Annotated in this window: 21 protein-coding genes, 1 tRNA gene and 1 other RNA gene; 13 read left to right on the top strand and 10 right to left on the bottom strand. The window is 61.3% G+C overall.

Annotation, left to right across the window (positions count from 1 at the left end):
* Window positions 1-13: 13 nt before the first annotated feature.
* The 8 genes from hisD (at window position 14) to aldA (ending at window position 6,477) form a co-directional block, all read left to right on the top strand.
* On the top strand, window positions 14-1,318 hold the full coding sequence (gene hisD, locus GOB90_RS11940) for a histidinol dehydrogenase (protein ID WP_146889027.1): 1,305 nt from the start codon (window positions 14-16) through the stop codon (window positions 1,316-1,318).
* Window positions 1,319-1,430: 112 nt separating this feature from the next.
* Entirely contained in the window at window positions 1,431-1,649 is a 219-nt protein-coding gene (gene infA, locus GOB90_RS11945) for a translation initiation factor IF-1 (RefSeq protein ID WP_146889024.1), read from the top strand.
* A gap of 35 nt (window positions 1,650-1,684) precedes the next feature.
* A complete protein-coding gene (locus tag GOB90_RS11950) occupies window positions 1,685-2,302 on the top strand; it encodes a Maf family protein (RefSeq protein WP_146889131.1) in 618 nt (205 codons plus the stop codon).
* A complete protein-coding gene (locus tag GOB90_RS11955) occupies window positions 2,299-3,405 on the top strand; it encodes a ribonuclease E/G (RefSeq protein WP_173572071.1) in 1,107 nt (368 codons plus the stop codon). The genes GOB90_RS11950 and GOB90_RS11955 overlap by 4 nt, the downstream gene beginning before the upstream one ends.
* Entirely contained in the window at window positions 3,395-3,571 is a 177-nt protein-coding gene (locus tag GOB90_RS11960; protein WP_173572072.1) for a DNA gyrase inhibitor YacG, read from the top strand. Before GOB90_RS11955 ends, GOB90_RS11960 begins: the two co-directional genes overlap by 11 nt.
* 78 nt (window positions 3,572-3,649) lie before the next feature.
* Window positions 3,650-3,725 (top strand) — tRNA-Phe (locus GOB90_RS11965).
* A 181-nt stretch (window positions 3,726-3,906) separates the two neighbouring features.
* Window positions 3,907-4,776 carry a LysR family transcriptional regulator gene (locus GOB90_RS11970; RefSeq protein WP_146889018.1) on the top strand — a complete coding sequence of 290 codons (870 nt, stop codon included), beginning with the start codon at window positions 3,907-3,909 and terminating at the stop codon, window positions 4,774-4,776.
* A 252-nt stretch (window positions 4,777-5,028) separates the two neighbouring features.
* Window positions 5,029-6,477, top strand: coding sequence for an aldehyde dehydrogenase (gene aldA, locus GOB90_RS11975; protein WP_146889015.1), 1,449 nt, complete (start codon window positions 5,029-5,031; stop codon window positions 6,475-6,477).
* A gap of 283 nt (window positions 6,478-6,760) precedes the next feature.
* On the opposite strand, the gene GOB90_RS11980 is transcribed toward aldA, so the two are convergent.
* From GOB90_RS11980 to GOB90_RS11995, 4 genes are all read right to left on the bottom strand, one after another.
* Complete coding sequence (locus GOB90_RS11980; protein ID WP_146889012.1) at window positions 6,761-8,935, bottom strand: M3 family metallopeptidase; 2,175 nt, start codon at window positions 8,933-8,935, stop codon at window positions 6,761-6,763.
* 53 nt (window positions 8,936-8,988) lie between these two features.
* Window positions 8,989-9,189, bottom strand: a complete 201-nt coding sequence (locus GOB90_RS11985; RefSeq protein WP_146889009.1) for a hypothetical protein — start codon at window positions 9,187-9,189, stop codon at window positions 8,989-8,991.
* Complete coding sequence (gene thyX, locus GOB90_RS11990; RefSeq protein ID WP_146889006.1) at window positions 9,182-10,090, bottom strand: FAD-dependent thymidylate synthase; 909 nt, start codon at window positions 10,088-10,090, stop codon at window positions 9,182-9,184. Before thyX ends, GOB90_RS11985 begins: the two co-directional genes overlap by 8 nt.
* A gap of 119 nt (window positions 10,091-10,209) precedes the next feature.
* The gene (locus GOB90_RS11995; RefSeq protein WP_146889002.1) at window positions 10,210-10,782 is read right to left on the bottom strand and encodes a Dabb family protein; all 573 of its coding nucleotides are present in this window, start codon (window positions 10,780-10,782) and stop codon (window positions 10,210-10,212) included.
* 133 nt (window positions 10,783-10,915) lie between these two features.
* Between GOB90_RS11995 and ssrA the strand changes: the two genes are divergently transcribed.
* From ssrA to GOB90_RS12015, 4 genes are all read left to right on the top strand, one after another.
* Window positions 10,916-11,247, top strand: a transfer-messenger RNA (tmRNA) gene (gene ssrA / locus GOB90_RS12000).
* Window positions 11,248-11,416: 169 nt separating this feature from the next.
* Entirely contained in the window at window positions 11,417-11,953 is a 537-nt protein-coding gene (locus tag GOB90_RS12005; protein WP_146888999.1) for an SspB family protein, read from the top strand.
* 137 nt (window positions 11,954-12,090) lie between these two features.
* On the top strand, window positions 12,091-13,719 hold the full coding sequence (locus tag GOB90_RS12010) for a fumarate hydratase (protein ID WP_261765974.1): 1,629 nt from the start codon (window positions 12,091-12,093) through the stop codon (window positions 13,717-13,719).
* Window positions 13,720-13,850: 131 nt separating this feature from the next.
* A complete protein-coding gene (locus GOB90_RS12015; protein WP_146888992.1) occupies window positions 13,851-14,243 on the top strand; it encodes a VOC family protein in 393 nt (130 codons plus the stop codon).
* Between the two features lie 15 nt (window positions 14,244-14,258).
* Here the strand turns inward: GOB90_RS12015 and tyrS are convergent, their stop codons facing one another.
* Together tyrS and GOB90_RS12025 are read right to left on the bottom strand one after the other, a co-directional pair.
* On the bottom strand, window positions 14,259-15,539 hold the full coding sequence (tyrS, locus tag GOB90_RS12020) for a tyrosine--tRNA ligase (RefSeq protein ID WP_146888989.1): 1,281 nt from the start codon (window positions 15,537-15,539) through the stop codon (window positions 14,259-14,261).
* A 155-nt stretch (window positions 15,540-15,694) separates the two neighbouring features.
* Entirely contained in the window at window positions 15,695-16,360 is a 666-nt protein-coding gene (locus GOB90_RS12025; RefSeq protein WP_146888986.1) for an alpha/beta hydrolase, read from the bottom strand.
* Window positions 16,361-16,976: 616 nt separating this feature from the next.
* On the opposite strand from GOB90_RS12025, the gene GOB90_RS12030 reads away from it, so the two are divergent.
* Window positions 16,977-18,077 carry a cysteine desulfurase family protein gene (locus GOB90_RS12030; RefSeq protein WP_146888982.1) on the top strand — a complete coding sequence of 367 codons (1,101 nt, stop codon included), beginning with the start codon at window positions 16,977-16,979 and terminating at the stop codon, window positions 18,075-18,077.
* On the opposite strand, the gene hpnK is transcribed toward GOB90_RS12030, so the two are convergent.
* The 4 genes from hpnK to GOB90_RS12050 all read right to left on the bottom strand — a co-directional run bounded on the left by hpnK (window position 18,078) and on the right by GOB90_RS12050 (window position 22,465).
* Entirely contained in the window at window positions 18,078-18,923 is an 846-nt protein-coding gene (hpnK, locus tag GOB90_RS12035; RefSeq protein WP_146888979.1) for a hopanoid biosynthesis-associated protein HpnK, read from the bottom strand.
* A gap of 18 nt (window positions 18,924-18,941) precedes the next feature.
* Window positions 18,942-20,366 carry a hopanoid biosynthesis associated radical SAM protein HpnJ gene (hpnJ, locus tag GOB90_RS12040; protein WP_146888973.1) on the bottom strand — a complete coding sequence of 475 codons (1,425 nt, stop codon included), beginning with the start codon at window positions 20,364-20,366 and terminating at the stop codon, window positions 18,942-18,944.
* A 175-nt stretch (window positions 20,367-20,541) separates the two neighbouring features.
* Window positions 20,542-21,735: a bacteriohopanetetrol glucosamine biosynthesis glycosyltransferase HpnI gene (gene hpnI, locus GOB90_RS12045; protein WP_146888970.1), complete on the bottom strand. Its 1,194-nt coding sequence runs from the start codon at window positions 21,733-21,735 to the stop codon at window positions 20,542-20,544.
* Between the two features lie 85 nt (window positions 21,736-21,820).
* A complete protein-coding gene (locus tag GOB90_RS12050) occupies window positions 21,821-22,465 on the bottom strand; it encodes an ABC transporter substrate-binding protein (RefSeq protein WP_146888967.1) in 645 nt (214 codons plus the stop codon).
* Window positions 22,466-22,621 lie beyond the last annotated feature (156 nt).

A 22,621-nucleotide genomic window follows, 5' to 3' on the forward strand; every position in this document is an offset into this window, starting at 1 on the left:
AAGAGATAACGTCATGAAACGTCTCGATACCCGTTCGGCAGATTTCGAAGCCGGTTTTGCGTCCCTTCTTGACACCCGCGAGACGGAAAGCGGGCGGGTGGATGCGCCTGTGACCGCCATTCTCGCTGCCGTGCGGGAAAAGGGTGACGAGGCTGTCTGCGATTATACGGCGCGGTTCGATCGTCTTGAGCTGACGCCGGAGCGGATGCGGATCACGGCTGATGAAATGATGGCGGCGGTGGCGCTTGTGCCGGGGGATCAGCTTGCCGCGCTGGATGTTGCCGCCACCCGGATCGAGCGTTTTCATCGCGCGCAGATGCCGCAGGACATGCGCTTTACCGACGAGGAAGGGCTGACGCTGGGGCAGCGGTGGACGTCGCTCGACGCGGTTGGTCTGTATGTGCCGGGCGGAAAGGCGGCGTATCCGTCGTCCGTTCTGATGAATGCGCTTCCGGCCCGTGTGGCCGGGGTTGCCCGGCTGGCGATGTGTGTGCCGACGCCGGGCGGGGTGCTGAATCCTCTGGTGCTGGCGGCGGCGCGGAGGGCGGGTGTTGACGAGATTTACCGGATCGGGGGTGCTCAGGCGGTTGGCGCGATGGCGTTCGGCACGAAGACGATTGCGCCCGTTGACCGGATTGTGGGGCCAGGCAATGCCTGGGTGGCGGAGGCCAAGCGCCAGGTGTTCGGGCGGGTTGGAATCGACAGTATTGCCGGGCCGTCCGAGGTGGTGGTTGTGGCGGACGGGAAGAACGATCCGCGTCTGGTGGCGCTCGATCTTCTGGCTCAGGCCGAGCATGACGAACTCGCGCAGTCGATTCTGATCACGGATGATGCGGCGTTTGCCGATCGGGTTGCCGGCGCCGTTGAGCAGGAACTGAAGACGCTTTCCAGGGCGGAGATCGCGCGGGCAAGCTGGCGCGATTTCGGGGCGGTGATTGTGGTGTCGTCCTGGTCCGGGGCGGCTGACCTCATCAACCGGATCGCGCCGGAGCATCTTGAGATTATGCTGGACGATCCCGCTGCGCTGTTCGCGCAGGTCCGGCATGCCGGGGCTGCTTTTCTGGGGCGTTTCTGTCCGGAGGCCGTGGGCGATTATGTTGGCGGTCCCAACCATGTTCTGCCGACATCCCGCACGGCGCGGTTCGCTTCCGGGCTGTCGGTGTATGATTTTCTCAAGCGCACGACCTTTATCGAAGGTGACCGGACGGCGCTGGAGCGGGTTGGTCCCGCCGGTGTGGTTCTGGCGACGGCGGAGGGGCTGGAGGCGCATGCTCTCAGCATTTCGGCGCGACTCGCTTCCGGTCACAATCCTGAGTAAAAGCGGCGTTTACGGCTTAAACCTTGACCGGAGCGGCACCCGGTCTGCATAACGCCGCGGTATTTGCCTCCATCAATCACACGGATGACGCACAGAATGAATAAAGCTTACCATGTCTAAAGAAGACATGATCGAATTCAGCGGGACCGTTACGGAACTGCTTCCCAACGCCATGTTTCGCGTCAAACTTGACAACGAGCACATGATTCTTGCCCACACGAGCGGGAAAATGCGCAAAAACCGCATTCGCGTTCTCGCGGGCGACCGGGTGAGCGTTGAAATGACGCCTTATGACCTGACCAAGGGTCGCATTACCTTCCGGTTCAAGTAAACCGCGTGCCGCGAGCGGAAAAAGGCCCGGTCGCTGTGCCGGGGGCGGGTTCCGTTGCGCGTCCGGCTCTTGTGCTGGCGTCGGCCTCCCCCCGGCGACTGGACCTGCTGCGGCAGATCGGCCTGGTTCCGGACCGGATCGATGTTCCGGACATTGATGAGACGCCGGGGCCGCATGAGCTTCCGCGCCCTTATGCGGAGCGTCTGGCGCGTGAGAAGGCCCGGATCGTGGCGGAGCGTACGCGCGATCCGGCGCTGATCATTGCCGCTGATACCGTAGTGAGTCTCGGGCGCCGTATTCTGCCGAAAGCGGAAGATCGCAAGACGGCGGAGGATTGCCTGCGACGGCTGTCCGGGCGGCGTCACACCGTTATTACCGCTGTGGCCGTGCAGCCGGGGCCGGACTGGCCGGAGGGTCGGGCCGGGCTGCGGGTTGTCGAGACGGTGGTTGCGTTTTCGCGTCTGACCGACCGGCAGATCGGGGCGCTGCTTGATGCGGGGGACTGGCAGGGGAAGGCGGGGGGCTATGCTCTTCAGGGGCATGCCGCGTCCTGCATCCGGTTTGTTTCCGGGAGTGCGTCCGCCGTGATTGGTCTGCCTCTCTTTGAGACGGCGCAGCTTCTCCGGGGGCAGAAAGGCGAGTGGCTTCCATGAAGGGCGCGCTCCGCGTTGCCTGTTCGCCAGGCGAAGCGCGGATCGCGGCTATGGAAGACGGCGTGCTGCGGGATTTCGCGATCTGGACGCCGGGTCATCCTGACGGGGTGGGGGATCTGTATCGCGGGCGGGTGAGCAGCCGCGTTCCCGCGATGGGCGGTGCTTTTGTCACATTGGGCGGCAAGGAGGGCGACGGGTTTCTGTCGGACCGGGACGGGGCTGCCGGGCTGGACGAGGGGGCTCCCGTCGTCGTTCGGGTGATCCGCGCCGGTATGTCGGGCAAGGGGCCGAGGCTGCGGGCTGAGGAGGGTCTCGCGCTGGCGGAAGGTGAGGCCACCGGCCTGCTGAAGCGGGGAGCGTCGCCGCTTGAGGATCTTGCCGCGCGCTGGCAGGGGCCGATTCTGGTCGATCATCCGGCGTTCGCGGCCCGGATTCCGGCTGGTCTGCGGGACCGTGTCGAGCGTGTTCGCGTGGCCTGGGATGATGATATTCACGATGCGGTCGCCACGCTGACCAGTTCTGAAATTGCGTTGCCCGGTGGGATGCGGGCGACGATCACGCCGACGCCGGCGCTGGTGGCGATCGACATGGACAGTGGTTCGTCATCGGGGGCGGCGCAGGCGAAGCAGACGGCGCAGTTTGCGGCGAACCGGGATGCGTTTCCCGAACTGTTCCGGCAGATTCGTCTGCGGAATCTGTCCGGTGCGATTCTGATTGATCCGGCGGGGCTGAATACGCGCAAGCGTCAGGCGCTGCGGGAGCCGGTTGAAGAGGCATTGCGGGCTGATCCGCTTCGTCCGCGGTGTCTGGGCATCACGGCTCTGGGGCTGGTCGAGATTGTGAGATCCCGGGTGCATCCGCCGCTTTATGAGATTCTGGCCGGTGCTCATGGCCAGGCCATGCAGGCGCTGCGTCATCTGGCTGGCAGGGGGGTGTCGAGGCCGGGCGGGCGTTCTTATGTGAGGGCCGGTCTCGGTGTAAGCCGGGCGCTTGAAGACGATTCTCTGGCGCGGGAGGATGCTGTTTCCTGGTGTGGTTATGCGCCTGATGTTCGTGCCGATCCGTCGCTGCCGTTTCTGTCGTGGGTGATCGATGATGAGTAAGAAGCAGGTCTGTCCGGTCTGCCGGAAGCCTTCGGTGGCTGAATTCCGGCCCTTTTGTTCGCGTCGTTGCGCGGATATTGATCTCGGGCGCTGGTTTTCGGAAGATTACCGTGTGCCTGGTCCGGCTGTTGATGAAGCTGAAGAGCCCCGTCCGGACGAAGAATAAGCGAGACCGGTCTTGATCCTGGCTCCGGATCGGGTTACACGCTCGCCATCGCGCGATGGTTCAGACTGTCCGCTCGGTGCCCAAGTAGCTCAGTTGGTAGAGCATGCGACTGAAAATCGCAGTGTCGGTGGTTCGATTCCGCCCTTGGGCACCACTTTTCCAGGAAAAATCAGAGCTTTCTGGTCAGAGATATGCTGACCCGGCAGCCGTGTGTCCGTCTGGCTCGTTTCTTCCTGGTATGTGACGGTTCTCTGCGCTGAATTTGCGTATTTAAGAGACATAGTCCAGCGGCATTTGTACCAGTCAGAACAATGTCGGAGGGAGGCGATAAGGCCATGGATGCTCTCAGGCTTTCTCAGTTGCAGTTTTTCTGTGCGATTATTGAGGAGGGGTCGATTGTTGCGGCGGCCCGGCGGATGAACTGTGTGGCGTCCAACATTACGGCGCGGCTGAAGGAGCTTGAGCTGCTGCTGGGGCAGCAGTTGTTTGAGAGGGAGAAGGGGCGGCTGGCTGTCACGCCTTCGGGGCGTCTGTTTTATCGGGAGGCGCGGGAACTGGTCGCGCAGGCGCATCGGCTGTCGCATATGTTCGAGCCGGACGTGCCGCGCGGGATTCTTGCTGTTGGCGCGCTTGATGTTGCGATGAGAAGCTTTCTGCCGGAGCGTGTGCCGGCTTTTCTCCGGGCTCATCCGCGCATGGAGCTTAATCTTCTGATCCGGCCCAGTTACACGCTGGAGCGGATGCTGGCGGACGGGGAGATTGATCTGGCGCTTACGGATGGGCCGGTGGTTCATTCGCTGCTGGACAGTTGTTTTGCGTTTGATGAGCCGTTGCGGCTGGTGGTTCCGCCTCATATCGGGGCGCTTGAGGACATCGACTGGGCATCCACCAGGGTCTTTCTTTTCAACACGGACTGTTTTTATCGCAGGCGTTTCGAGGCATGGCTGAGAGACCGGGGGATTCACGATCCTGTGGTGCAGACGGTTGAGTCTTACGATGTGATCCGGGCGTGTGTGCATGCGGGGCTGGGGATTTCGTGTTTTCCGCATTGCATGTTGCGGGATGATACGGGGGGGATTCGGGTGCTGGCTCCGGACGATCTGCGACCTGGTCCGGTTTATTTCGTGTGGCGGCGTGATGGCGTCAGTGAGCCGCTGACGCGGTTTGTGGCGTCCATGACGGAGGGTGGCCAGCGTTCTTCGTGAGGTATCGGGCTCTGCCCGCGCCCGGCAGGGACCGCAGGCCCCTGCACCCCGGTTTGTTGAGAATTGAAAAGTTTCCGAAGGCCGGGGCCTTTGGCGGGTTTCAGGGCAAAGCTCTGAGAAGACAGCTGCGCTTACCGGTGGGTAATGCTTTAGGTGCTCACAAAAAATGAATGAGTTTTTCATTTATCGTTTCTTTTAATAATCTCATGTCGGTCGGATAGTGCTTTCAGCCTTTTTTATCGGGAGAGAGAGATGTCGACCGGAACGACCTGGAATCAGTTTATCAATAATGCGTGGGTGAAGCCTGCGTCCGGCTCTTACCTGTCCGTGGAAAACCCGGCGACCGGCGAGAAACTTGCTGAAGTCGCGAAGGGGGATGTGAAGGACGTTGATCGCGCCGTTGCGGCGGCGAAGGCGGCTTTTGCGGCCTGGGCCCGCAAAACGGCGAGTGAGCGGGCGGATTATCTTTATGCTCTGAACCGGCTTGTCGAGCGGGATAAGGAAGAGCTGGCGGCGACCATTACGGCGGAAATGGGCAAGCCTCTGAAGGAGGCGCGGGTTGAGGTCGGGTTTGCGATCGGTCTGATCCGGTTTGCGGCAGAGAACACGCGTCGTCTTCAGGGGGAAATCATTCCGGGCGAGATGGTGGATGAGAAGATCCTGATCGACCGGGTGCCGCACGGTGTCATCGGGGGGATTGCCGCGTGGAATTTCCCGCTGGCGCTGACGGCGCGGAAGATTGCGCCGGCTGTTGCGGCGGGTAACACGATTGTTATCAAGCCGCATGAGCTGACGCCGCTGGCCAGTCTGAAGCTGGCGAAGCTGGTTGAAGAGGCGAAGTTCCCGGCTGGCGTGATCAATATCGTCACGGGTGACGGGCCGGATGTGGGTGTTCCGCTGGTGGCTCACAAAGATACGAAGCTGATCACCATGACCGGTTCGACGCCGGCGGGTAAGAAGATCATGGCGGCGGCGGCTGAGCATCTCAAGGAGGTCCGGCTGGAACTCGGGGGGAAGGCGCCGTTCATTGTCATGGACGATGCTGATATCGATCAGGCTGTGGAAGCGGCTGTCAGCGCGCGCTTCTCCAACAGCGGGCAGGTCTGCACCTGTAATGAGCGGACTTATGTTCATGAGGGAGTTTATGATGCCTTCGCGGCTAAGCTGCGGGACCGGATTGCGAAACTGAAAGTCGGAGACCCGACAGATCCTGCAACCGATATGGGACCGAAGGTCAGCCTGGCTGAGCTGAAGAAAGTTCATGAAATGGTTGAGAAGGCTGTTTCGCAGGGGGCCAGAGTGGAGCTGGGCGGAAAGCGTCTTGAAGGCGGTGTTTACGATAAGGGCGTGTTTTATGCGCCAACTTTGCTGACGGGCGTTACGCAGGACATGGACATTGTTCATAACGAGATCTTTGGTCCTGTGCTGCCGCTGCTTCGGGTGAAGGATTTTGACGATGCGCTGGAGAAGGCCAATGACTGCCGTTACGGGTTGTCGGCTTATCTTTTCACGAAGGATCTCGGGAACATTCTGCGGATGACGCGGGAGCTTGAGTTCGGTGAGGTTTATGTGAACCGTGGCGCCGGGGAAGAGCCGCAGGGGTTTCATCATGGTTATAAGGAGAGTGGCCTTGGTGGTGAGGACGGTCAGCACGGGCTGGAAGCCTATGTGCAGACGAAGACGATCTATCTGAACGCCTGAAGTCCTGGACCGGGGTTTTTCAGGGCTCTGCCCTGAAACCCGCCAAAGGCCGGGGGGCTTTGGAAGGCGGTTTGTTTATCAATAATCGGGGTGCAGGGGCCTGTGGTCCCTGCCGGGTTCGGGCAGAGCCCGGGAAGAAAAATCTGTGTATATGCCGGGCAGATCCGTAAGGGATCTGTCCGGTTTTTTACGTTTTACCAGTATGTTGGGGGCTTTGCCCCGAACCTCACAAAGGAACGTGGTCCCTTTGATCACGGTTTGTGAACCGGGCGGGAGTTTTTGTTCAGTTGTCGCCGGGGAGCAGGGCGCGGTGTTGCAGCATCGGGGTGATGTCGGGGGCTTTGCCGTAAAAGGCCTCGAACATTGGCTCGTAATCCTGCGTGTGACCCTGCGACAGAATCATGTCGCGGAAGCGCTGGCCGTTTTCGCGTGTCAGGCCGCCGTGCGTGCGGAACCAGGCGAAGACGTCGTCATCCAGCATTTCGGTCCACAGGTAAGCGTAATAGCCGGACGCGTAGCCGTTGGCCCAGATATGCAGGAAGTAGCTTGAGCGGTAGCGCGGCGGAACATCCGTTGTGTCCAGACCGGTTTTTGCGAGTGCCTGTGCCTCGAAGCGGTCCACGTCCTGCTTTGGCGTGCCGGCGGGAAGGGTATGCCAGTCCATATCGAGTTCGGCGGCGGCGATGATTTCGCCGAGGGCGTATCCCTGATTGAAGCGGGCGGCGCGCTTGATGCTGTCGATCAGAACGGCGGGCATGGGCGCGCCGGTTGTGACATTGCGGGCGTAATGCGCGAGGACTTCCGGATCGAGCGCCCAGTGTTCGTTGAACTGGGAGGGAAACTCCACGAAGTCGCGCGCGACGGAGGTGCCGGAGACCATCGGGTAGGTCTGGTTTGCGAACAGGCCGTGCAGTCCGTGGCCGAATTCATGAAACATGGTGGTCACGTCTTCGAACGTGATCAGAGCGGGCTGGCCTTTGGCCGGTTTTGGCAGATTGGCGATATTGTAGATGACCGGTTTCGTGCCGAGCAGTTTTGACTGCCCGACGAGATTGGACATCCAGGCGCCGCCGCTTTTGTTGTCACGTTTGAAGTAGTCAAAATAGGCGAGGCCGAGCGGCGATCCGTCCTTGTCGAAAACTTCGAAGACCATGACATCCGGGTTCCAGACCGGGAGATCGTGCCGTTCTTTGAAGGTGATGCCGTAGAGCCGGGTCGCGGCGTAGAAAACGCCGTCCCGCAGAACGGTATTCAGCTCGAAATAGGGTTTGACGGCGTTTTCATCGAGATTGAAGCGTTTGCTGCGTATTTTATCCGCGTAAAAGTTCCAGTCCCATGGCGCGAGGGTGAAGTTCTGGCCGGCGGCTTTGATTTCCGACTGAATATCGCCGGCTTCGCGCTTCTGTTCGGCGAGCGTGGCGGGGACGAGTTGTGAGATGAACTGGTGGACCGCCCGGGGTGTTTTCGCCATCTGGTCGTAGAGCACGTAGGAGGCGTAATCCGGATATCCGAGCAGGGCTGCTTTCTGCGCGCGGAGGCGGGCGATGGTCGCGATGGTGCCGCGTGTATCGTTGCTGTCGTTTTTTTCTGTGCGGGTCAGGCTCTGTTCGAACAGTCCGTGCCGGGTGTCGCGCTGTGTCAGGGAGGCGAGGCCGGGCTGCTGGGTTGTGTTCTGGAGGGGGATGACCCATTTGCCGGTCAGTTTGCGATCTTCGGCGGCCTTTGCCGCGGCGGCGAGGCTGGCATTGTCAAAGCCGGCGAGGGCGCTTTTATTGTCTGTGACAAAGGCGCCGGCTTTCGTGCCGGCGAGAAGTTTTTGCTGGAATGTGGTTTCCAGCGTCGCCAGTTGTTCGTTCAGGACGCGCAGTTTCTGTTTGTCCGCGTCTGACAGCTGAGCGCCGGCATGAATGAAGGCCTGATAATAAAGGGTCAGGACCTGGAGCTGCTCGGTGTTGAGGCCGGATGTCGCGCGCTGGTTGTAAAGTGCTTTCACGCGGGAAAAGAGTTTCGGATTGAGGTAGATCGCGTCTTCATGCGCGCTGAGTTTCGGGGCTTCGGCTTCCTGCACCTTGTCGAGGACCGGGTTGGTGTCGGCGCTGTAGACGCAGCTGAACGTGTTGTTGACCCGGTCCAGCATTCTGCCGGAGCGTTCGAGCGCGGCGATTGTGTTTTCGAACGTAGGCTGCTCGGCGCTGGTGGCGATTTTTTCGACTTCGGCGCGCTGTTCGGCCATGCCCTGTTCGAAGGCGGGCTGATAGTCGGCGTCGTGAATCCGATCGAAGGGCGGGGTCTGGTAGGGCAGGGGGCTGGCTGAGGCTAACGGGCTGGCGGCCAGGGTGGCGTGTGTCAGGCCGAGCGATGCGATCAGCGCGCAGGGTGCCGCCAGTTGCCGGACTGCGGAGAGGGCAGACAGTCCGGGGAGGCGGTTTCGGCGGGGGGCGGGACGCGGTGTGTTCATAACACAATCGCTACGATTATCTGTCGGCGCGGGTCAAGCGGACGCGGGGCGTGTCAGGGTGGGGACGGCCGGGGCAGTAAGGCGGAAGCCGGAATGTCGTGGTGAGGCGGCGGCAGGACGAATGCGAGGACGGCCCATATGGCGACGAGCAGTCCCGCGATAATGACGAACGGGGTGAAGGTCGGTAGTTTTACCGGCTGCCGGGTGGCGCTGCTGTTTTGCGCTTCGGTGAAAACGGAGCCGGGCTCATCCATGCAGCGTGGCCTGGAATTCGTCCCATTCGCGCCGGGACAGGCGGGAATCTGCCTGTGTCACGGTTTCTCCCGCGAGCATTCTGCGGAGGATCGAGAGCATTGTGGCGGAGAAGGTGACGGCGCCGACGCGGTATTCCGTGAAAGCGGCTGCCGTGACGGGCACCCAGGCGCGGAGGATGTCGAGCATCGTTTCGGCGTAGGTCCGGATTTCGTACTGGGCGTGCGGGTCGATCCGCAGTGACAGGAAGTGCATGAGATTGTGCAGATCCACCTTCCAGTACCACTGGGTATAGGTGTTCAGCGTCAGGTTCATGCGGGCCAGCTCGCGGGCCAGGCCAGGACCGTTTTCGGTATCCAGCAGGGATTCGTAGGTGTTGTAGGTACGGTTGGCGTCATCGCGGAGCAGGTTCAGCACGTCATGGGCGGTATCGGCGTCCAGCACCTCGCCGCGTCCCTGACGGTTGCTGGCGCTCTGGGCGGCCATATGCTCGGGGGCGGGGAGGTAGAACTCCTTGTCGAGGATGGAGTAGCGGGCCGAGTATTCGTTCACGTTGGCGGTGCGGTGCCTGATCCACTGGCGGGCGATGAAGATCGGCAGTTTGATGTGGAATTTGATTTCGCACATTTCGAACGGGGTCGAATGGTGGTGCCGCATCAGGTAGCGGATCAGCCCGGCGTCTTCGGAGACCTTGCGCGTGCCGCGTCCGTAGGAGACGCGGGCGGCCTGCACGATGGCGGAATCGTCGCCCATGTAGTCGATGACGCGCACGAAGCCGTGGTCCAGCACCGGGAAGGCTTTGAACAGCATGTCTTCGAGGGCTGGCACGGTCGGGCGGCGTGTTGGTGCGGATTCCCGGGCGTGGGCTTCGATTTCGGCTTGCTGGGCGTCGGTCAGGGGCATGGCTGGGGACTGGGCTTTCGGATCGGTAACGCGGGCAGGACGGGCCGGACGGTGTCAGGACCATTTGTGTGTTTAGATACCATCGCTGAACGGAACAAGAAGAAGGCCGGAACTGTTGTTCATTTCGGTGCGGATGTGGCGTCCACGGGGAAGTCGAACACGACGGCCTGCTTCAGAAAAGGGGCGACGCGCTCTTTATAGCGTTCGTGGGCGGGATCGAAAAATGCGGGGTCGGTCACGGTGGGGGTACCGACGTAAAAATTGCGGTCGCCCTGTGAGCGGAAGGTCACGAGGAATCCGAGTTCCAGGCCCTGATCTGCCCCTTCGCCGCTGTCCTGGATGCCGGTTTCCAGGGACTGGATAACGGGCGTTCCGTCCGGGCGTTTCGACAGCTTCACCAGGTCCCGGAAGCCATTGATGACGGTGGCGCGCTGGGTAGCGGTGACGTCCGGGCGCAGCCGGAACATGACCATGTGGCGCACTGTGCCGGGGCGGAAACCGGCGGATGTGAAGCGGGCGGTGCCGACTTCGTCCATGAGTTTGCGGGCGGCCCGGGCAGCGGCGTCGGGCGGCGCGGATTCGGATGCTGTGCCGGTTTGCGGCTCTGCTCTGGCCGCATTGTGCCGGAGCAGACCGAAAACGGCGATCAGGGCGCCGGCTGTCACGATGGCGAGGTGTGGAAAATGTTTCATGACACTCCTTATTCGCGGAAAGAGCCGGTGATCTCCGGTGCCGGCGGTCTGTCGGCCCCGGGTGGCTGCCCGGGGTTCCGGCGGGTCGGGATGGATATTCCGGTGCGGTTACCACAGGACGGGGCTGTTTCCGATGCTTGCGGCGGCGCGGCGGAACACCTATATGTATCCGTGCAGGGGAAGCTTCGGCTTCCTGGCTATGGCGATAAACGGAACGTAGAATAAGCGTTGTGGACCCGGGGGCGGTACCCGGCGTCTCCACCAGGTTTCTTCCGGCTTTGCGGTCGGGGGATATGGGGACGAAACAGGCTCGACACGCGTGGTAAAACCGTTCCTTTTGCCCGGCATTGTACCACCGTCATCGGGCTAAATCACAAGTGCCAACGATAACTCTGAGGTGCTCGCTGTCGCTGCATAAGCGATAAGCGCGGTTCGGGAGGGCACCGGGCAACAGAAGCCCTCCCACCTCGGTTTCCCTGACATCACCCTTCTGTGACATAATGTGGACGGGTGCTGCTTGCGTTCGTTGTTTCTTTGCAGCATCCCTCATCGAAGGATGCAGCAGGGGGCAGAGGCGCCGGACGTGACGTTGGGTGCCGGTCTCGAAAACCAGGCAGAAAACGGGGGTTTTTCCATGACCGACAATCACGACGACGGCGGATCTGACGGTGGGCTTCCGGAAAGTTTACTGCCGTATGAACTGTGGATGGAAGACGCTTATCGCGATGTGATGCTGCGTGCGCTCGAACATGTGAGCCGTGAAGGGCTTGCGGGCGGGCATCATTTCTATCTGTCTTTCCGCACCGACTGGCCTGGTGTGGAGATTCCAGCCCGTCTTCGCGCACAGTATCCGCATGAGATGACGATCGTGCTGCAACATCAGTTCTGGGATCTGAACGTGGACAGAGCCGGACAGTGCATCTCGGTTGGCCTTTCTTTCGGTGGGGTCGGTTCGATACTCGTGATTCCGCTGGCAGCTGTCACCGGTTTCGCTGATCCGCATATTCAGCTTTCCATGCGGTTCAGCACAGATGACGAGCCCGGTGATATCGGGGCTCCCGCGGTGCCTGATGCTCCCCCGGAAGAGGAGGAGCCGCAGGCTGCGCCGCCATCTGATGCCGCAGTCGTGAGTCTCGATGCGTTTCGTAAAAAGGGCCCGAATCCGCGCTGACGCAAGTCACGCCAGACGTATCGTCCGTCCGGGAGACCGAGAACATGACTGTTGAGACCGCTGATCTGAAAGCTTCAGCCGCGAAAGACTCCGGAGCGAAGCCGAAGGAGTCCGGCGCTGCCGGGAAGGCGCCCGCAATCAGGCCGTTTGCCTATGCGCCGCTGTTTCAGCTTGGCACGGACGACACGCCTTATCGCAGGCTGGATATTGGTGGTGTGACGGCCTCGGAATCTGGCGGGAAAACGGTGCTTCATATTGAGCCCGCGACGCTGGCTGCGCTGGCTGGGGAAGCGTTTAACGATGTTGCGCATCTGCTGCGTCCGGCTCATCTCGCGTCGCTGGCGAAAATTCTGAAAGACCCGGAGGCGTCGGACAACGACAAGTTCGTGGCGCTCGATCTGCTGAAAAATGCCTGTATTGCCGCGGGCGGGGCTCTGCCGATGTGTCAGGACACCGGGACCGCCATTGTTGTCGGGAAAAAGGGACAGCGCGTCTGGGTGGACGGGAATGACGAGGAATCGTTCGCGCGGGGTGTCTATGAGACCTACACGACGACGGCGCTGCGTTATTCGCAGATGGCGCCGCTGACGACGTTTGAAGAGAAAAACACCGGGACCAATCTGCCGGTTCAGGTCGATATCGCGGCGAATCCCGGCACTTATCATCCTGAACAGTATGATTTGCTTTTTGTCGCCAAGGGTGGCGGGTCGGCGAACAAGACGTTCCTGTTTCAGGAAACGCGGGCGTTGATTTCCAGTAAGGACAATCTGCTGAAATGGCTGGAAGGCAAGCTTCGCAGCCTCGGCACGTCGGCCTGTCCGCCTTATCATCTGGCGATCGTGCTGGGCGGCCTGTCGGCTGAGCAGACGCTGAAAACCGTTAAGATGGCGTCCACGCATTATTACGATTCCCTTCCGACGCAGGGGAATGAGAACGCTCAGGCATTCCGGGACAGGGATCTTGAGGCCGAGGTGCTGAAGCTGACGCAGAAGCTCGGGATTGGCGCCCAGTTTGGCGGCAAGTATTTCTGTCATGATGTGCGGGTCATCCGTCTGCCGCGACACGGCGCTTCGTTTCCGGTCGGGATTGGCGTGTCCTGCTCGGCGGATCGTCAGGCTAAGGCTTATATCACGGCAGAAGGCGTGTTTCTGGAGCAGCTGGAGCGTGATCCGGCCCGTTTCCTGCCGGAGACGACGGATGAGCATCTTGGCGGTGAGGAGGTTAAAATTGACCTCAACCGTCCGATGGATGAGATCCGCCGGGAGCTGTCGAAATATCCCGTGAAAACGCGGCTGTCGCTGACCGGCACGATGGTGGTGGCCCGCGATATTGCTCATGCGAAGTTCCGGGAGCGGCTGGAGCGTGGCGAGGGGCTGCCGCAGTATCTCAAGGATCATCCGGTTTATTATGCCGGGCCTGCGAAGACGCCGGCCGGGATGCCGACGGGCTCTTTCGGGCCGACGACGGCGGGGCGCATGGATTCCTATGTGGCGGAACTGCAGAAAGCGGGCGGGTCTTATGTCATGCTGGCGAAAGGGAATCGCTCGAAGGCGGTGAAGGACGCCTGCCAGACTTATGGTGGCTTCTATCTGGGGTCCGTTGGTGGCCCGGCGGCGCGGCTGGCGAAGGACTGCATCCGCAAGGTTGAGGTTCTGGAATATCCGGAGCTGGGGATGGAAGCGGTCTGGAAAATCGAGGTTGAGGATTTTCCGGCGTTTATTGTGATCGACGACAAGGGCAACGATTTCTATGCCGGTCTGACCTGAGTCCGCCGGCGGGGAAAACCTGTCCGGGGGGTTGCTTTTCTCCCTGTACAGGGCACCCATAGGACGCATGAGGACATGGATCGGCGTGCGGTCCGTGTCTTGAGGATATGGTCCTGGAAGGTGCTGCTTTCATGCGTTTTACTGTCGATCGGCTGGATCATGTGGTGCTGACAGTTCGTGATGTGGAGGTTTCCGCGTCGTGGTACCAGCGTGTGCTTGGCATGGAGATGGAGGAGTACGGCCGGCATAACCGGACGGCGCTGAAATTCGGCGGGCAGAAGCTGAATTTGCGGCCCGAGGGTAAGGCTGGCTGGGAGACGGCGGATTTCGCCACTTGCGGGTCGAACGATCTGTGTTTCATCACCGCCGTTGCGAGTGAGGATGTGGTCGAGCATCTGAAGAACTGTGGTGTTGTGGTCGTGACCGGTCCTGTCGCGCGGCTTGGGGCGCTGGGGCCGATTACTTCGGTTTATTGTCACGACCCTGATAAGAATCTGATCGAGATCGCATCTTATCAGGGGTGAGCGTGCGTTGCGGGTTCAGGCTTCCGGGCGGATCAGCAGATGGTGTTTTCGGCCTGATGACAGTTTGATGGCCCCGTCGGTGGCGTCTTTTAGTGTGATGATCTGAGCTTCATCGGTGATTACGATGTCGTTGACGCGGGCGCCTCCGCCCCGGATCAGGCGGCGTGCCTCGCCATTGCTGGCCGCCAGTCCGGCATCGACGAACAGGCGGAAGGCGGGGAGGCCGGCTTCGAGCGCTGCGCGGGGCAGGGTTTTCGAGGGCAGGGCCGTGGCGCTCTGGCCGGACTCAAAGACTTTCCGCGCGGTTTCGGCGGCTTCTTCGGCGGCCGGGCGGCCATGGCACAGGGCGGTTGCTTCTGTTGCGAGGATTTTTTTGGCTTCGTTGATGTCCGCGCCCTGAAGCGCGCCGAGGCGGTCGCACTCTTCGACCGGGAGATCGGTGAACAGCTTGAGGAAGCGTCCGACATCGGCGTCTTCGGTGTTGCGCCAGAACTGCCAGTATTCGAACACGGGCAGTTTCTCCGCCGAGAGCCAGACGGCGCCGCTGGCGCTTTTGCCCATTTTGGCGCCCGACGCCGTTGTGAGGAGGGGGGCTGTCAGGCCGAAGACCTGCCGGCTGTCCGTGCGGCGCACGAGGTCGATCCCTGAGACGATATTGCCCCACTGGTCCGAGCCGCCCATTTGCAGGGTGACGCCGTGCCGTCGGCTGAGTTCCCGGAAATCGAAGGATTGCAGGATGGAGTAGTTGAATTCCAGGAAGGTGAGGCCCTGCTCGCGTTCCAGTCTTGAGCGCACGGAGTCGAAGGACAGCATCCGGTTGATGGAGAAATGCACGCCGACTTCGCGCAGGAGTTCAATGTAGGAGAGCTTGTCGAGCCAGTCAGCGTTATTGGCGAGAATCGCGTCGGACGGGCCGTTGCCGAATGACATCATCTGCTTCAGGCTGCGTTCGATCCCCGCGATGTTATGGCTGATCGTGTCCTCGCTCATCAGGGAGCGGGCTTCCTCGCGAAATGACGGATCGCCGATTTTCGCCGTGCCGCCGCCCAGCAGCGCCACGGGCCGGTGGCCATGTTTTTGCAGGAGCCGGAGCAGCATGATCTGGGTTGCGGAGCCCACATGCAGGCTGTCCGCCGTGGGGTCGAAGCCGATATAGCCTGTGACCGGGCCGGCGAGCATGGCGGCATCGAGCGCTTCGGCGTCGGTACACTGGAAGATGAAGCCGCGTGCTTCCGCTTCCTGCATGAAGCTGCTGCGGAAGGGGCCGCTCGTCCGGGCATCGGTCTGTTGTGTCATTGCAAGATCCTGTTCGTCTGGCGCGGCGATGCTTTACCATGAAGCGGGGGCCGGGCGGAACCGATGCGGGTGACGGGTCAGGCCGTTCTGAGGTTGCTGATCATAAAAAAGGCCGGTCACGGGTGTGACCGGCCTTTTTCTGAAGAAGGGCGAGATTAGTCGGCGGCCAGCGCCATTGTGCGGCGCGCCATCTTCGTCGTGACGTGATCTTCCAGGGCTTCGACGACCTGATCGGCCTGTTTGGCGAAGATATGATCCGCGTCGGCGAAGATGCGGTAATCCACCTGGACGTTCTTCTGCGTGTTGAGCTTATCCACCAGCTTGTGGATTGCGGGCTCGGGGGCGAGGTCGTCCTTGCCGCCGGCGATCATCAGGCCGCCGCAGGGGCAGGGGGCGAGGAACCCGAAATCGTAATGCGCGGCGGGAGGTGCCACGCTGATCCAGCCGGTAATTTCCGGGCGGCGCATGAGCAGCTGCATACCGACGAAAGCGCCGAAGGAGTAACCGGCGATCCAGAGGGCGCCGGCGTTCGGGTTGACGGCCTGCATCCAGTCCAGGGCGGCTGCCGCGTCGGAAATTTCACCAATACCGCCGTCATAGCGGCCCTGGGAGCGCCCGACGCCGCGCGAATTGTAGCGCATCACGGAGAAACCCATTTTCTCGAATGACCGGTACATCGCGTAGGTGATGCGATTGTTCATCGTGCCGCCGTGCAGCGGGTGCGGATGAAGCACGAGCGCGAGCGGCGCATTGGGCTCGCCTGAGTGGTGATAACGTCCTTCAAGGCGCCCGTCCGGGCCGGCGAACATAACCTCTGGCATTAGGTTTCCGCGTTCTCTGGCGCCGTCCCCTGGCATGACGGTCGCCTGTTTAATGATCATCCGGTCGGGTGTGATGCCTCACCACCCCGCACGGGTCGAAAAATGTCTCTCGGGGAGACTAAAGCCCGGTAACTGAATGTAAGAATTTACCGGGGTCGATTATTGTCAGATGATATCGGGACGTTTATTATATCCTATAGACGGCGCGTCGCGAGGATAACCGTTTCGCACAGAGCGAAGCCGTGTGTTGCGCTTACCGCAGGTCCCAATGGTAACTGCCTGACGATACGTGAAAAACAGGGAACGACGGGCCGGAGCGGCCGGTGTTCTGAGTGGCGCTTCCGGCGACGGCACCTGGAGAGAATCGGATGCTGAAGCTGATTGACTCAACCGTGTGACCGATCATTAATAGGCTCCCCCGTCTCAAAGGCGCGGTAAAACGTATTGTCCGTGCCGTTCAGTGACACTGCTGATGCTTTTTCATCGAATCGTGTCTCGGCGGCCACATATAGCGGCGGGAACGTGCATATTGCCACTGAAATCGTACAATTGTGGAAATTGCTCTGTTCGCGCCGGGCTGGCCGCGGACTTTTTTGCTGCGTTCTGACGGTCTGAAATGATTTATCTGGATGCAAATGCGACCGAGCCGGTTCGTCCGGAAAGTGCTGCCGCTGTTGCGGAGGCGCTGCGGACAGTTGGCAATCCCAGTTCCCCGCATCGGGCCGGACGGGCGGCGCGCGCTCTTCTGGATCGGTCCAGGCGTGTGATGTGCGCCCATACAGGTGTGTCCGAAGAGAATTGTGTGTTCACCTCCGGCGGGACGGAGGCGAATGTTCTGGCGGTAAGGGGGGTTGGCGCGGGGCGTCGTCTGCTTCTGGGGGCCACGGAGCATGATGCCGTGCGGCAGGCGCCGCAGCACCCTGTCGGGGCCGGGGATATGATTCCGGTGCTGGCGAATGGCGTGATCGATTGCGGGGCGCTTGAAGAACGGCTGGCTTCGTCACCGGCTGAGACGCTGGTCTGCGTGATGCTGGCCAATAATGAGACAGGGGTTATCAATCCGGTTTCGGAAATTTCCCGGCTCTGCCGGAAAGCCGGTGCAAAGCTGCATGTTGACGCGGTTCAGGCGGCGGGACGGCTGCCCGTGGATATATCGGCGCTTGGCGCGGACAGTATTGCCGTTTCGGGTCATAAATTCGGCGGACCCAAGGGTGCGGGGGCGTTGCTTCTGGCGGGTTCCGGGGCTGTTGTTCTGCCGCCGCTGCTTGCGGGCGGGGGGCAGGAGCGCGGGCGTCGGGGCGGGACGCCGGCTTTGCCTGCGATTGCTGGGATGGCGGCGGCTTTTGAGGCCGCGCTTGCCGCTCCGCGCGATCTGTCGGCGCTGCGGGATGCCATTGAGGCGGCGGCGTTGCATTCGGGGGCGGTTGTCTGCGGGGAGGGCGCGCCGCGCCTGGGGAATACGAGCTGTCTTGTTCTGCCCTGGATGAAGGGGGAAGCGCAGCTTATCGCGCTTGATCTCGACGGATTCTGTGTCTCCGCCGGGGCTGCGTGTTCATCGGGCAAGGTTGCGGCGTCGCATGTGCTTCAGGCGATGGGTTTTGGCGACCGGGCGGGGAATGCCATCCGCGTGTCGTTGCCCTGGAATGTCGAGGCTGATGTGGCTGAGCTGTTTTCGGCGGCTTACGAGCGGATGGTGGCCCGGCGGCGACCGGCGTGACTAGCTGAGGTCGCTCCAGCCGATTAGTTTTGTTGAGGAATGTCTGAGGCCGGCCTGGAAGCCCGGGCTGCACAGGGCGGCAAGCTCGGCTTCGTGTTCATAGGTCGGCATCAGGCGCTGAAGCAGGGCGTTTTTAGCCGTGGCGGGGTGGAAGTAGATTTCCGAGACGCCTTCCGGCAGATGAGCGGCCAGAGCGGCGACGCGGTCGGTGGTCATGTGTCCGCTCCAGGCGATGCCGAAACACCAGTCATTCGTCACCATGCCGGCCTTGTGGGCCTGATGACGGAGCAGGGCGGTCCAGCGTCTGAGCGCGGCGTCACCCAGCGTGTCCGTATAGGTGCCGGCGGCGTAAAGCGGTTCCGGCGGCTCCAGCGGCACGCGGATGGCGCGCAGGCCGAAACGCTTTCCCGTTTCGATCAGGAGCTTTCCGACAGTCGGGTGCAGATGCATATGTTTATGGGCGTTTGCGTGATCGAGCGTCAGGCCGGTCCGGACGAAGGCGGCCATCTGCGCTTCGATTTCGGCGGCGAGCTGGCGCCGGACGGCCGGGCGGAAGAAATACTCGATGCCGAGTTTCAGCTGATCGGAGGGAAACTGGCCGTCCGGTCCGACGAGCAGGGGGATCTGACGGGGTGGCAGGACCGCAGGCCCTTCGATGACCACGAGATGGAGCCCGACCCGGAGGTCCGGCAGGCGCTTTGCCCGCGCGACGGCATCTTCCACGGCCGGGCCGGCCACCATCAGGCTGGCCGTGGATAATACGCCGTCGCGGTGTGCGATCTCGATCGCCTCGTTGACCTCGACGGAGAGGCCAAAATCGTCAGCGGAGATGATCGCACGTTTCATGGGGCGGAGGGCCTGAAGCTACGCGGCGTTGCGGTCGCGGAGGAAGTGGAAGAACTCCACGCCTTCGCGCAGGCGGCGCTTCATCATCTGCGGGCTGCGCACCATTTCGCTCACGATGGAGGCGATTTTCGGCGCCCGGAAGTAGAACTTCCGATAGAAATCCTCGACGCTGCTGAAGATTTCCGTGTGCGACAGATGTGGATAGTGCAGCGGGGCCATCTGGACGCCGTTCTCGTCGATCAGGTCGGCGTGCTCGGAATCGAACCAGCCGTTTTCCATCGCCTGCCGGTGAAGTGCCGTGCCCGGATAGGGGGCCGCGAGGGAGACCTGGAGAGTATGCGGATTGATCTCGGTGGCGAATTTGATCGTCTCCTGGATCGTTTCCTTTGTCTCACCGGGCAGGCCGACGATGAATGTGCCGTGAATTTTGATGCCGAGTTCGTGGCAGTTCTTCGTGAATTCGCGGGCGACTTCGATCCGCATGCCTTTTTTGATGTTGTGCAGGATCTGCTGGTTGCCGCTTTCGTAGCCGACGAGCAGCAGGCGCAGGCCGTTATCCTTCAGCACTTTGAGGGTCTCGCGGGGCACGTTGGCTTTTGCGTTGCAGGACCATGTGACGCCCATTTTGCCGAGCTCTTTCGCGATAGCTTCGGCGCGTGGCAGATCGTCGGTGAAGGTGTCGTCGTCGAAGAAGAATTCTTTGACCTGCGGGAAATACTGGCGGGCCAGGCGGATTTCGGCGGCGACATGCTGCGGGCTGCGGGTGCGGTAATGATGGCCGCCGACGGTCTGCGGCCACAGGCAGAAGGTGCAGCGCGATTTACAGCCGCGTCCCGTATAGATGGAGATATACGGGTGCATCAGGTAGCCGATGAAGTAGTCTTCGATACGGAGATCGCGTTTATAGACTTCGGTGACGAAGGGCAGGCTGTCCATGTTTTCGATCATGGCGCGGTCGCGGTTGTTGACGATGACGCCTTCGCTGTTGCGCCATGAGATGCCGTCGACATCCTTGAAGTCCCGGCCTTCGGCGATTTCCTTGATGGTGAAATCGAACTCGTTGCGGGCGACGAAATCGACCGGGGCGCCTTTCAGCAGGCTTTCTTCCGGCTGGACCGCGACTTTCGCGCCGACGAAGCCGATCTTCAGGTTGGGATTCACGTCCTTGAGCATCTGCGCCACCTGAACATCCTTCGAGAAGGAAGGGGTGGACGTGTGGATCACGACGAGATCACGGTTTTTCGCATCGGCCAGAACGGGTTCCATGGTCAGCCCCGCCGGGGGGGCATCGATCAGGCGGCTGCCCTCGACCAGCGCCGCGGGCTGGGCGAGCCATGTCGGGTACCAGAAGGATTTGATTTCGCGTTTTGCCTGGTAGCGCGATCCGGCACCGCCGTCGAAGCCATCGAATGTAGGAGGTTGCAGAAACAGGGTCTTCATCATGGCGTGCAATCCTTACCAGGCGGTATCGAAACAGAGAAAAGTTTCAGACGGGTATCGCTCTCAACATCGGGTGGCAATAGTCCTGACTCAATAGCAGCCGGGCTGTTCAGGGCAGAACCGTATGGCTGTCATGTGGAATGTCGCCGGATAACGTCTTGTGGTGGTGAAGTTGTGTCTAGTGTCGCTCGGCATGAGGGAGCGGGGTAACAAGTGGAGAGACCGGTGTCTGTGGCTGCGGAATATGGGGCGCCACATGCATTGTGTGGCCGCGCCAGTCGACGCGTGTGCCTGTCATGCTGCCCATCATGATGGCGGCGGAAAGCCAGTCCCGGAAGGGGAGCATCAGGAGAGGAAGCAGGGAACGCTGACCGACCGTGCGGTCCATGACGAAGGCGCAGATGGCGCGGAAGATCCACCCGCAGACAAATGTCACGAGCGGCCAGACGGCATGTGGCTGGAGCGATACGGCTGCGGTCAGCCAGAAAAGCGGCAACTGGATGGACGAGGCGAGATAGCCGCCCGGTGCGAGCGCCCGGACGGTCCGGCCCCAGCGGAGTTCGTGGCTGAGCAGGTCAGCGAAGGTTTTTTCGCCGATTGTCGTCCAGGTCATACATCCGGCGATTCCGATATTCTCGCCCCGTGCCCGGACGAGGCGCCCGAGGACGGCATCGTCCGCGACGTGATCGACCAGGGCTTCGAACCCGCCGACTTCCGCCAGGACGGTTCTGGTCAGGGCCATGGTTGCGCCCAGGCAGTCCTGGCGACCGAGATAGCGGGACAGCAGCACGCCGGGCAGAAAATTATGATTGATCTGACAGGCGGCGAGGAGTCTTGGGAAGGTGTTTGTTGCCGGCAGACCGGCATAGAGCGTTGTCACCAGGCCGGTATCCGGCTTTTTCAGGCTGGCGACGACCTGACGAAGGTAGTCCGGGCCGACGTGGATATCGGAATCGGATACGACGAGAATGTCATGCTTTGCCGTTGGCAGCATGTTGATCAGGTTGCTGACCTTACGATTCTCGCCGTGCATCGCGCCGTTGACGACCAGGCTCATCTCGATGCCCGGATGACGGGCTTTCAGTCTTTCCACGAGGCATATGGCGGGGTCATTAGCCCGCTGGACACCAAAAACAATCTGAAAAACGGGGTAATTCAGGGTGCAGAAGCTCTCGAGCGCCTGCTCCAGCAAAGGCTCATCGCCGTGCAGCGGCTTGAGGATTGTGACGGGCGGCAGGCCGGGCTCGGACTGACATTTCCGTTCCCGCGCGCAGAATCGCGCGACGAGAATGGTCCCGAGGGCGGCCTGTATGCAGCCGGTCACGCCGAGCAGAGTACAGGCGACCGCAGAGAGTGAAAAAACTGGGAGCATCAGATCCGTCGTATAGCCGCCGTATTCTCCCTTCCGCGCGGGAAGTAAAAGCAGTGCGCGGAACTGAGCGACCGGTGCATGCGGTTTACTCCTCGGAGAAAGTCTTAACTTTCTTATTCAGTACAGCGATCAGACCGCTGACGCCACCCGATGAAAGCGTTGAGCCGAAATCAGAGCGCTGAGCTGCGGCCTGGCTGATATGTCCGTCCAGGAGAACATCGACGATTTTCCATGCGCCACCTTCCTGATGCAGGATGTAGTCGATCTCGGTGCCGGGCATATTTTCAGCTGACCCTATATGCGTCGTCACGATTTTATTGCCGCCCACCGGTGAATTACGGATGTCGGGCGACTGGGTGAATTTTGCGCCGGAGCCTTTTTTGAAGCTGGAGAGATAGCGCGCCACTGTATATTCGCGGAACACGGACAGGAGTTTCTGGCGGTCATCGGCCGAAAGCTGCAGGTAGCGCGCGGCGCCGACGGACGACCGGAGCACGGTTTCAAGGTCGTAAGCCTGATCGACGACAGGGCCGAGTGTCTGTGAGCGCGCGTCGAACGAGCCCGCGCCTGACTGCTGGATTGTGTTCAGAGCCTGGTCGAGGGCGGCGACCGGGGCCGAGACGGCGTCCGTGGCCTGTGCGTGTGCCGGCGCGGGCAGGCTGACCGTAAACAGAGACAGGGCTGCACCGAAGAGGAGTGCGGATGAGAGCGGGCGACGAGCCTTGATCATTACTTTATTCCTGAAGCCATTCTCGAAGAAAGAGTTGCCGCACTGTTCTCGCTGACACCGAGAGCAGCGAGTGCGGTGTGCACGATGTCGGGTGCGTTGAGTTTTGCGACGTTATACTGCTCGAACTGCGTATCGTGGTCGATGAAGCGGTCTGGC

Source organism: Acetobacter oeni (genome assembly GCF_011516825.1).
Taxonomy (GTDB): Bacteria; Pseudomonadota; Alphaproteobacteria; order Acetobacterales; family Acetobacteraceae; genus Acetobacter; species Acetobacter oeni.